Origin of the sequence: Streptomyces hygroscopicus subsp. hygroscopicus (assembly GCF_001553455.1) — a bacterium.
Taxonomy (GTDB): domain Bacteria; phylum Actinomycetota; class Actinomycetes; order Streptomycetales; family Streptomycetaceae; genus Streptomyces; species Streptomyces hygroscopicus.
This window is the reverse complement of sequence record NZ_BBOX01000373.1, coordinates 1-7,803: the sequence shown is the minus strand read 5'-3', so window position 1 is coordinate 7,803 and position 7,803 is coordinate 1. Positions and strand designations below refer to the sequence as shown.

The window sequence follows — 7,803 nt, the reverse complement described above, 5'->3', positions numbered from 1 at the left end:
CCGCGAGGCCGGGACGTGCGCCCGCGCGCCCGCGTCGGACCTGCCCATGTCACTCACCACTCGCTCACCGCTCCGTCGACAGCGGCGCCAGCCGGGCCTGGGGGCGGCCCTGGGCGGCCGCCGCGAGCCCGATGACGATCTCGTCGGCGCGCGGCCCGTCCGCCACCCGGACCTCGATGCTCTGGTGGTGCGAGCGGATGGTGGCGTCGGTGATGTGCTTGAGCGGGATGTCGAACACCGTCCCCGCGGCGGCGCGCTTCTCCACGGCCGGCAGCAGGGTGGTCGCGTTCGCCGCCCGGCGGAAGTGGTCGCCGAACTTGAGGGTGTGGATCAGCCCGGAGCCGTGCTCGATCTCTCCGTCCAGCCCCACGATCGCGGCCTTCCCGTACGCCTCCACCGGCGCGCCCAGGGCCTCGACCACCCGCGGGGCCAGCAGCTCGCCGAGCTTCGGCGCCACCTCGTCGATCCCGGGCAGCAGATCCGCCACGAAACCCTGTCCGGCCCAGGGGTTCTCGATGACGGCGAGCACCACCGCGGTACGGGCCGGCGGGTCCACCGGGCGTCCGCCCTCGCTGTGGATGTCCTCGGTGAAGGTGATGATCTTGCGGACGTTCATGTCACGGTCTCCAGGTCGTCCAGGTCGTCCAGGTCGGCGAGGCGGATGAGGGGGTCGGTGGCGCGGTCGCCGATCCGGGCGTTCGGACGGGGGCCGGACGCCCCGGCCGCGACGACGACGATCTCGTCCGGGCGGGGCGCGTCGGGGATACGGATCTGGCAGGTCAGATAGTGCGAGCGGGTCGCGGCCGCGGTCTTGTGCCACAGCGGCACGGTCAGCGGCTCACCGGCCGGGAGCCGGTCGTCGCTGAAGACGATGATCGAGGTGCCCTCGGTCAGCTCACGGAACACATTGCCGAAGAAGGGGGTGTGGATCAGCGCCCCGCCGTGCTCGATCTCCCCGTCCAGCCCCACGATCGCTGCCTTGCCGAAGGACTCGATCCGGTCCACCCCGCCCAGCGCCTCGCTGATCCGGTCGGTGAGCAGCCGGGCCAGCCCCGGTGCGATCCGCTCGACCTCGGGCCCCAGATCGGCGACGAAGCCGGCCCCGGCCCAGGGGTTGCGGATCACCGCCGCGGCGGCGGCCCGGCGCACCGGCACCGCGACCGGGCGGCCGAGCTCCAGCAGCAGCTCATCGGTGACGGTGACGACCTTGCGCAGCCGTGGTGCCTCAGCCATGACCGCCGCCGGCGGTGAACTGCGGCATGACCTTCTCGGCGAACAGCTCCAGGCTGCGCATCGCGTTGCGGTGCGGCAGACCGGGGTGGGTGGTCCACAGCAGCAGATGTTCCAGACCCACCTCGTCACGCAGCTCGGCGATCTTCTCCGAGACGTACTCCGGGGTGCCGACCAGCAGATTACGTCCCTGGAGGAAGTCGAAGGACAGCTCATGGGCGTCGGTGAGCTCCTCGCCCGCCTCCATGAGGTTGCCCAGACCCCGCCAGTGCATGATCCACCGGTAGGTGGTCATCAGCGCCTCTTCGAATTCGGCGCGCGCCTGCTCCATGGTGTCGGCGACGTACACGTCACGCACCAGGCCGATGCCCTCGCCCAGCGCGTACTCACGGCCCGACGCCTGGCTCGCGGTGTCGCGGTAGAGCTCGAACCGCTCCTTGAGCGCGGAGACCGGCGGCAGCCAGAACATCCCCTGGACACCGTCCGCCGCGGCGGCCTTGATCGAGCGGGGGCTGTCGATGACCTGCCACAGCGGAGGGTGCGGCCGCTGCAGCGGGAACGGCGTGACCTGCATCTTGGTGATGACGCCGGCCTCGGTGTAGTCCGGGGTGGCGGGGGAGAGAGGGTGGTTCCACTTCACCCCGGGGGCGGGGAACTCGTAGAACCGTCCCCGGTGCGAGAAGAACTCGCCGCTCCACGCCTTGCGCAGGATCTCGACGGTCTCCTCGTACAGGGCCCGGTTCTGCTCCTGGTCACGCGGATCGGCCAGGGCGTTGAGGTTGAGCGCCTCGCGGCCGTACAGCCCCCGGCCGAGGCCGACCTCGACCCGGCCCCCCGAGAGCTGGTCGAGCATCGCGATGTCCTCGGCGAGCCGCAGCGGATGCCAGAAGGTGGCGATGGAGGCCGCCTGGCCGATCCGGATCCGTGTCGTACGGGCGGCGATGTCCGCCCCCATCAGCACCGGGTTCGGGGTGATCTCGATCGCCTCGTGCCCGAAGTGGTGCTCGGTGTACCAGGTGGACCAGAAGCCCGCCCGGTCCGCGGCGACCGCGAACTCCCGGGCCTCGTCCATGACGTCGGCGTACTCGCCGAGACGGCCCGGGGCCCCGAGGTTGTGGAATATCGAGAAGCGCATGCAGCGTCCGTCCTGTTCTTCCGGGTCACGCTGTGCCATGGCAGGGAGGCTAGGAGTCCAAATCCCGCTCCGTCAAGGGTCAAAGTCGAGGCAACAACTGTTCACCTGCGCCTTTGCTGTTCAACCAGCATCGTGCGGACCCATTTCCGGTTCATTCGGCCCAGGGTGTTGACAGCGGCTGATGGCCTTCCTACGGTCCTCTGCCATACAAGAGCTGAATGAGGGATCACGTCATGACGCACACTCTTGACCGCACCGCCCGCATCCGCTCCACCTGGCAGGCCGTCTGGGACCGGGGAGAGGTCGACGCGCTCGACGAGCTGCTCAGCCCCGCCTACGTACGCCGCCGCGGCCCCGCCGCGGCCCCCCAGGACCGGGAGCAGTTCAAGGAGTCGGTACGCGCCATCCGCCGGGCCTTCCCCGATCTCCGTACCGAGATCGAGGAGATCGTCGAGGAGGGCGAATCGCTGGCCGTCCGCTGGCGCAGCACCGGCAGTCACACCGGGGACTTCCTCGGGGTGCCGGCCACCGGCAGGCCGGTGGAGGTCTCCGGCGCCACCTTCACCCGCTTCGACCACGGGGTGGTCAGCGAGGAGTGGGTGACCTGGGACCCCCGCCAGCTGCTGGAGGCGCTCGGGATCGTCACCACCACCCAGCAGGCGGCGGTCGACGCCGATCTGGTGCGCGGGGTGCACCGTAAGTTCATCACCGGTGTCACCGTCGTGACCTGCGACGACGGCGGCAAGCCACGGGGGCTCGCGGTGAACGCGTTCGCCAGCATCTCCCTGGACCCGCCGATGGTCCTGGTCTGCGTCCAGCGCACCTCCACGACCCACCCCGCGCTGCACCGGGCCACCCATCTGGGGATCAACATCCTCGCCGCCGGACAGCTCGACGTGGCCAAGACCTTCGCCTCCAAGGCGGACGACAAGTTCGCCGGGCTGTCCTGGACCCCCGGTGGCTTCGGCGTCCCGCTGATCGACGGGTCCTGCGCCCAGCTCGAGGTGGAGATCGGCGAACGGCTGGAGGCCGGCAGCCACACCGTCTTCACCGGCCGGGTGGTCTCCGCCCGCCACGAGGAGCTGGCCCCGCTGGTCTACAGCGGCGGCGGTTTCTTCGACATCTCCCACACCGCGCCCCTGCCGTGGTGAGCGACCGCCGCCCGGTTCCGCACGTCCACCGGCCCGGCACCACCCCCTGACGTCCACTCCTCCCGCACAGGAGCACGCCCATGACCCACGACGACGCGGCGCCGGTGTACGGCAGCGCGGTCACCAAGGTGGAACCCTTCGGGGTCGACCACATCCCCGACACCGAGCGGCACGGCAAGCCCAGTTCGCAGTTCTTCGTCTGGTTCGCCGCAGGTCTCAACTTTCCCGTCATCCTGCTCGGGTTCAGCGCGGTCGGGCTCGGTCTCGGCTTCGGCGCCGCGGTCGCCGCGATCGTCGTCGGCGCGGGGCTCGGCTCCCTGCTGATGGCCGTGATGTCCCGGATGGGGGTACGGCTGGGGGTGCCGCAGCAGATCCAGGCGCGCGGCCCGCTCGGCTTCTTCGGCAACTTCCTGCCGGTGGCGTACATCAATGTGTTCGCCGGGGTCGGCTGGGCCGCCGTCACCGTGATCCTCGGCGGCAAGGCCATCGCGGAGCTGACCCATCTGCCCTTCTGGCTCTGCGGACTGGCGCTCACCCTGGTCGAGCTGGTGGTGTCCATCTACGGCTACAACATGATCAATTTCCTTCAGCGGGTGCTGACCTATGTGCTCACTCCGCTGTTCGTCATGATCACGGTGGTGGCCCTGGTGCGGGGCGCGGGCACCTTCGACGCCGATCCGAAGGCGGCGGGCTACATCGGCTCCACCGGCGGCTGGATCACCTTCGGCGGCTGGTTCCTCTCCTTCCTCGTCGCCTGGGCGCCGTTCGCCTCGGACTACTCGCGCTACCTGCCCGACTCGCCACGCGTGGTGAGCCGCACCGCCTGGTACACCGGGCTGGGCAACTTCGTCACCATCTGCTGGCTGGGCATCCTCGGTGTGCTCCTGGGCTCCAACGCCACCAGCACCGACTCCATCACCGCCCTGCACCAGCTGACCGGGCCGTTCGCCGTCCCCGCCCTGATCGCCATCGGGCTCTCGGCGCTCGCGCAGAACTTCCTCAACGTCTACGGCGGCGCGATCTCCGTCCAGACGCTGAAGGTGCCGGTCACCCGCACCCAGGCCGTCACCCTCATCTGCGCGCTGGCCTACGGGATCAGCCTGTGGGGACACTCCGGGACCGAGCAGAAGTTCTCGGTGTTCCTCAACCTCACCGCGTACTTCATCGCGCCGTTCGCCACCGTGCTGTTGCTCGACTACCACCTGGGCGGCCGCTCCGACCCCAGCCGGATCGCCGAGCTGTACGACCGAGGACGGGTGCTCTCCTGGGGCTTCGTCGCCTGGGCCGGCGGAGTGGCGGCCTCGGTGCCGTTCTGGAAGTCCGACCTCTACACCGGGGCGTTCGCCTCGGCCTACCCGCACGCGGGCGATCTGAGCATGTTCGTCGCGGCGGGCGCCGCCGCGGTGCTCTACCTGCTGACCTACCGGCTCCGTCCGCTGTGGGTGCGCGACGTGCCGGCCGCGCCCGAGCCACAGCCGGAGAAGACGGCGGCGGTGGCGGGCTCCTGATCCGCGACGGGGAACGGCCCGGGGCGGGCGGCATCGCGACGGCGGTGCCGCCCGCCCGCGGGCCGTTCGGCGCCGGGCCGCCGCGCTATCGCCTCCGCCGGGACGGCACGGGGCGCTCGGCGGGGGCGGGGTCGATACGGCGCGACTGCGTGTGTTCGTACACCATCGTGGTCTGCACATCGGCCACCTCACGGCGCTCGGTGAGGCGGTCGATGACGAACGCGTACAGCCCATGGGTGTCCGGCACCGCCACGTGGAGGAGGAAGTCATGGGCGCCGGAGGTGACGAACAGGCCGATGGTCTCCGGCAGCGCGGCGGCCCATTCGCGGAAGCCCTCGATGACCGGCCGGGACGGCGGCCGGATCCGCACCGAGATCAGCGCCTGCACGGGGCGGCCGACCGCCTCCAGGTCGACGGCGGCGTGATAGCCGCTGATGACGCCGCGCTCCCGCAGCGCCCGCACCCGCTCCAGGGAGGTCGACGGCGAGACCCCCGTCCGCAGGGCCAGCTCGCGATTGGTCCGTCGTGCATCGTTCTGCAGCTCCCGCAAAAGAGCACGGTCGAGTGCGTCAAGTTCCACGAAAGCGCTCCTTTGCCTGAGGAAATTCGGCGAGACATGCCGGAGGGCGGATGGATGGCTACCGTCCCCCACATTAACCATCGACAAAGGAGTGCCGCTCGTGTCCGTTCCTCAGCTTCCTCAGCTTCCTCAGCTTCCCCGGCTTCCCCAGCTCTCCGACGAGGATGTGCGCACCGACCGGTCCACCCGGCAGGCCAAGCTGAAGTGGGTGATCGTCGTGGACGAGGAGCTGCCGGCCGGCCGGGCGGTGAACGCCGCCGCCTGTATGGCCGCCGCCGTGGGCCGGGCGATGCCGGAGCTGCTGGGACCGGACGGCACGGACGGCTCCGGCACCGCCCACCCGGGGCTGCCGTGGGCCGGCTGCTCGGTCCTGGCCGCCGACGCCGGGACGCTGCGCGAACTGCGCGCCAAGGCCGTCGAGAAGGACGAGTTGTTCGTCGTCGACATGCCCGCGCAGGCCCAGACCTCACGCGTCTACGACGAGTACCTCGACAGCCTGGCCGGCACCAAGGCCGAGGACCTGGCGCATCTCGCGGTCAGCCTGGTCGGCCCGCGGAACAAGGTGAGCAGGCTCATCGGGAAGCTGCCCCTGCTGCGGTGACCCCCGCGCCGCCGGCCGCGGCCGGATCGCCCAGCGCGTAGGGGGAGAGGATGTCGGCGATGGTCCGGTTGCGCGGGGTGGCGACGCCCAGTCCGGCGCCCAGCTCGGCCACCGCACCGCTGAGCCACCCGAGTTCCAGACGGTTGCCGTGCACCAGGTCGTTGTGCATGGAGGACGTCATCGTGGCGGGCAGCGTGTCGCAGAAGGCGAGGCGTTCGTCGGCGAAACCGGGGTCCAGCGCCACCCCCGCGGCCCGACCCACCGCGACCGCCTCGTGCATCACCTCACGCAGCAGGGTCCGCGACCCCGGGTCGGCGCGGACCACCCCGATCGGCTGCCGCACCGCCGAGGTGGTGCCCGAAAGGCCCACCAGGAAGACGAACTTCTCCCAGATGACCCGCTCGATGTCCCCGCTGATCTCGGCGTCGATACCGGCCGCAAGACAGCTGTCGAGGAAACGGCGGGCACGCGGGGACGCCTCGCGCCCGTACTCCCCGAACACCAGCCGCTGCATGGTTCCGTGGTGCACCACCACCCCCGGCTCCTCGATGAACGCCGAGACGTAGCTGACCCCGCCGAGGACGGCTCCGGCCGGCAGATGACGCCGCAGCACGGTGTCCTTCTGCACCCCGTTCTGGAACGAGACCACGGCGGCGCCGCCCTCCGCCAGGGGCGCCACCTGGCGGGCGACGTCCTCGGTGTCCCACAGCTTCACCGCCACCACGACGAGGTCCGGGTCCTTCAGATCGGAGACGGCCGGCACCACCGCCTCGGACGGCACCCGCAGCTCACCCAGCGGGCTGCGCACCGTGAGCCCCTTCTCCCGGATCGCCGCCAGATGCCGGCCCCGCGCCACGAAGGTGACGTCGTCCCCCGCGGCGGCGAGCCGCGCGCCGAAATACCCGCCGACGCCGCCCGCGCCGATGACCGCGATCCGCATGATGTCCCCTCACCCTCAGCCGTTTGGTAACCCTTCAGACGGTTACTTTAAGCGCATGGATTCCTCGACGGAGCGCACCCCGCGACCGCGCGTGACCGCTCAGCTGCGGGCCCTGCGCTTCGACACCGGCAGCCTCGCCCTGAACCTGGTCGCCACCCTCGGGCGGCGCGGCAGCGTCCCGATCGAGCGCCTGGGCACCCTCGACCGGCTGCGGGAGTGGTGCGAGGGCGTCGGGCTCCGCCTCCACGACCGGGCGGTCACCGACGAGTTCCTCACCGAACTGCGGACGCTGCGCGAGGCGGCGTACGACGTGGCCGCGGCGGTCGTCCTGGCCCGGCCCCCGTCCGCCGACTCCGTGGCGCTGCTCAACGACCGGGCGCGCCCCGACCCGCCGCGCCCGCTGCTGGCGGTCACCGACACCGGGGTCGGGGTCGAGGGCGCCGGTGGCCCGCTGTCCGGGCGGCAGCTGCAGTCGGCCGTCGTCCGCGACCTCATCGCGCTGATCGGGGACCCGGAGCGGCGCGGGGCGCTGCGGATCTGCGACTCCTCGCTGTGCACCATGCTCTACCTCGACCACACGCCGGGCAGGCGGCGCCGGTGGTGCTCCATGCGGCTGTGCGGCAACAGCGCCAAGGCCGCGAAACACCGCGAACGGCGG

9 protein-coding genes are annotated in these 7,803 nt (G+C 71.2%); 4 read left to right on the top strand and 5 right to left on the bottom strand.

Annotation, left to right across the window (positions count from 1 at the left end; genetic code table 11):
- Positions 1 to 64: 64 nt before the first annotated feature.
- From AXW62_RS31960 to AXW62_RS31950, 3 genes are read right to left on the bottom strand one after another with little or no spacing between them, the layout of a single operon-like run.
- Positions 65 to 616 (bottom strand): amino acid synthesis family protein, encoded by a 552-nt coding sequence (locus AXW62_RS31960; protein ID WP_030841584.1) that lies wholly within the window; start codon positions 614 to 616, stop codon positions 65 to 67.
- Positions 613 to 1,233 carry an amino acid synthesis family protein gene (locus tag AXW62_RS31955; RefSeq protein WP_060947563.1) on the bottom strand — a complete coding sequence of 207 codons (621 nt, stop codon included), beginning with the start codon at positions 1,231 to 1,233 and terminating at the stop codon, positions 613 to 615. Before AXW62_RS31955 ends, AXW62_RS31960 begins: the two co-directional genes overlap by 4 nt.
- The gene (locus AXW62_RS31950; protein WP_244503288.1) at positions 1,226 to 2,404 is read right to left on the bottom strand and encodes an LLM class flavin-dependent oxidoreductase; all 1,179 of its coding nucleotides are present in this window, start codon (positions 2,402 to 2,404) and stop codon (positions 1,226 to 1,228) included. The genes AXW62_RS31955 and AXW62_RS31950 overlap by 8 nt, the downstream gene beginning before the upstream one ends.
- A 194-nt stretch (positions 2,405 to 2,598) precedes the next feature.
- On the opposite strand from AXW62_RS31950, the gene AXW62_RS31945 reads away from it, so the two are divergent.
- Positions 2,599 to 3,516 (top strand): flavin reductase, encoded by a 918-nt coding sequence (locus AXW62_RS31945; RefSeq protein ID WP_030841594.1) that lies wholly within the window; start codon positions 2,599 to 2,601, stop codon positions 3,514 to 3,516.
- A gap of 80 nt (positions 3,517 to 3,596) precedes the next feature.
- The gene (locus AXW62_RS31940; protein WP_037648177.1) at positions 3,597 to 5,024 is read left to right on the top strand and encodes a purine-cytosine permease family protein; all 1,428 of its coding nucleotides are present in this window, start codon (positions 3,597 to 3,599) and stop codon (positions 5,022 to 5,024) included.
- An 85-nt stretch (positions 5,025 to 5,109) separates the two neighbouring features.
- Here the strand turns inward: AXW62_RS31940 and AXW62_RS31935 are convergent, their stop codons facing one another.
- The gene (locus AXW62_RS31935; RefSeq protein ID WP_060947562.1) at positions 5,110 to 5,604 is read right to left on the bottom strand and encodes an Lrp/AsnC family transcriptional regulator; all 495 of its coding nucleotides are present in this window, start codon (positions 5,602 to 5,604) and stop codon (positions 5,110 to 5,112) included.
- A 100-nt stretch (positions 5,605 to 5,704) separates the two neighbouring features.
- Here AXW62_RS31935 and AXW62_RS31930 point away from each other — a divergent pair, with 100 nt between their 5' ends.
- Entirely contained in the window at positions 5,705 to 6,205 is a 501-nt protein-coding gene (locus AXW62_RS31930) for a DUF2000 domain-containing protein (RefSeq protein ID WP_060947561.1), read from the top strand.
- On the opposite strand, the gene AXW62_RS31925 is transcribed toward AXW62_RS31930, so the two are convergent.
- A complete protein-coding gene (locus AXW62_RS31925; protein ID WP_030841606.1) occupies positions 6,177 to 7,145 on the bottom strand; it encodes a ketopantoate reductase family protein in 969 nt (322 codons plus the stop codon). The two genes, AXW62_RS31930 and AXW62_RS31925, sit on opposite strands and share 29 nt — an antisense overlap.
- Before the next feature lie 55 nt (positions 7,146 to 7,200).
- Here AXW62_RS31925 and AXW62_RS31920 point away from each other — a divergent pair.
- Positions 7,201 to 7,803: CGNR zinc finger domain-containing protein (locus tag AXW62_RS31920; RefSeq protein WP_060947564.1), on the top strand; the 603-nt coding region annotated here is incomplete at its 3' end.

Bases quoted from the DNA above. Each gene is read 5' to 3' on its own strand.
- AXW62_RS31950 (WP_244503288.1), bottom strand. From the start codon at position 2,404: ATGGCACAGCGTGACCCGGAAGAACAGGACGGACGCTGCATGCGCTTC.
- AXW62_RS31955 (WP_060947563.1), bottom strand. From the start codon at position 1,233: ATGGCTGAGGCACCACGGCTGCGCAAGGTCGTCACCGTCACCGATGAG.
- AXW62_RS31940 (WP_037648177.1), top strand. From the start codon at position 3,597: ATGACCCACGACGACGCGGCGCCGGTGTACGGCAGCGCGGTCACCAAG.
- AXW62_RS31960 (WP_030841584.1), bottom strand. From the start codon at position 616: ATGAACGTCCGCAAGATCATCACCTTCACCGAGGACATCCACAGCGAG.
- AXW62_RS31925 (WP_030841606.1), bottom strand. From the start codon at position 7,145: ATGCGGATCGCGGTCATCGGCGCGGGCGGCGTCGGCGGGTATTTCGGC.
- AXW62_RS31945 (WP_030841594.1), top strand. From the start codon at position 2,599: ATGACGCACACTCTTGACCGCACCGCCCGCATCCGCTCCACCTGGCAG.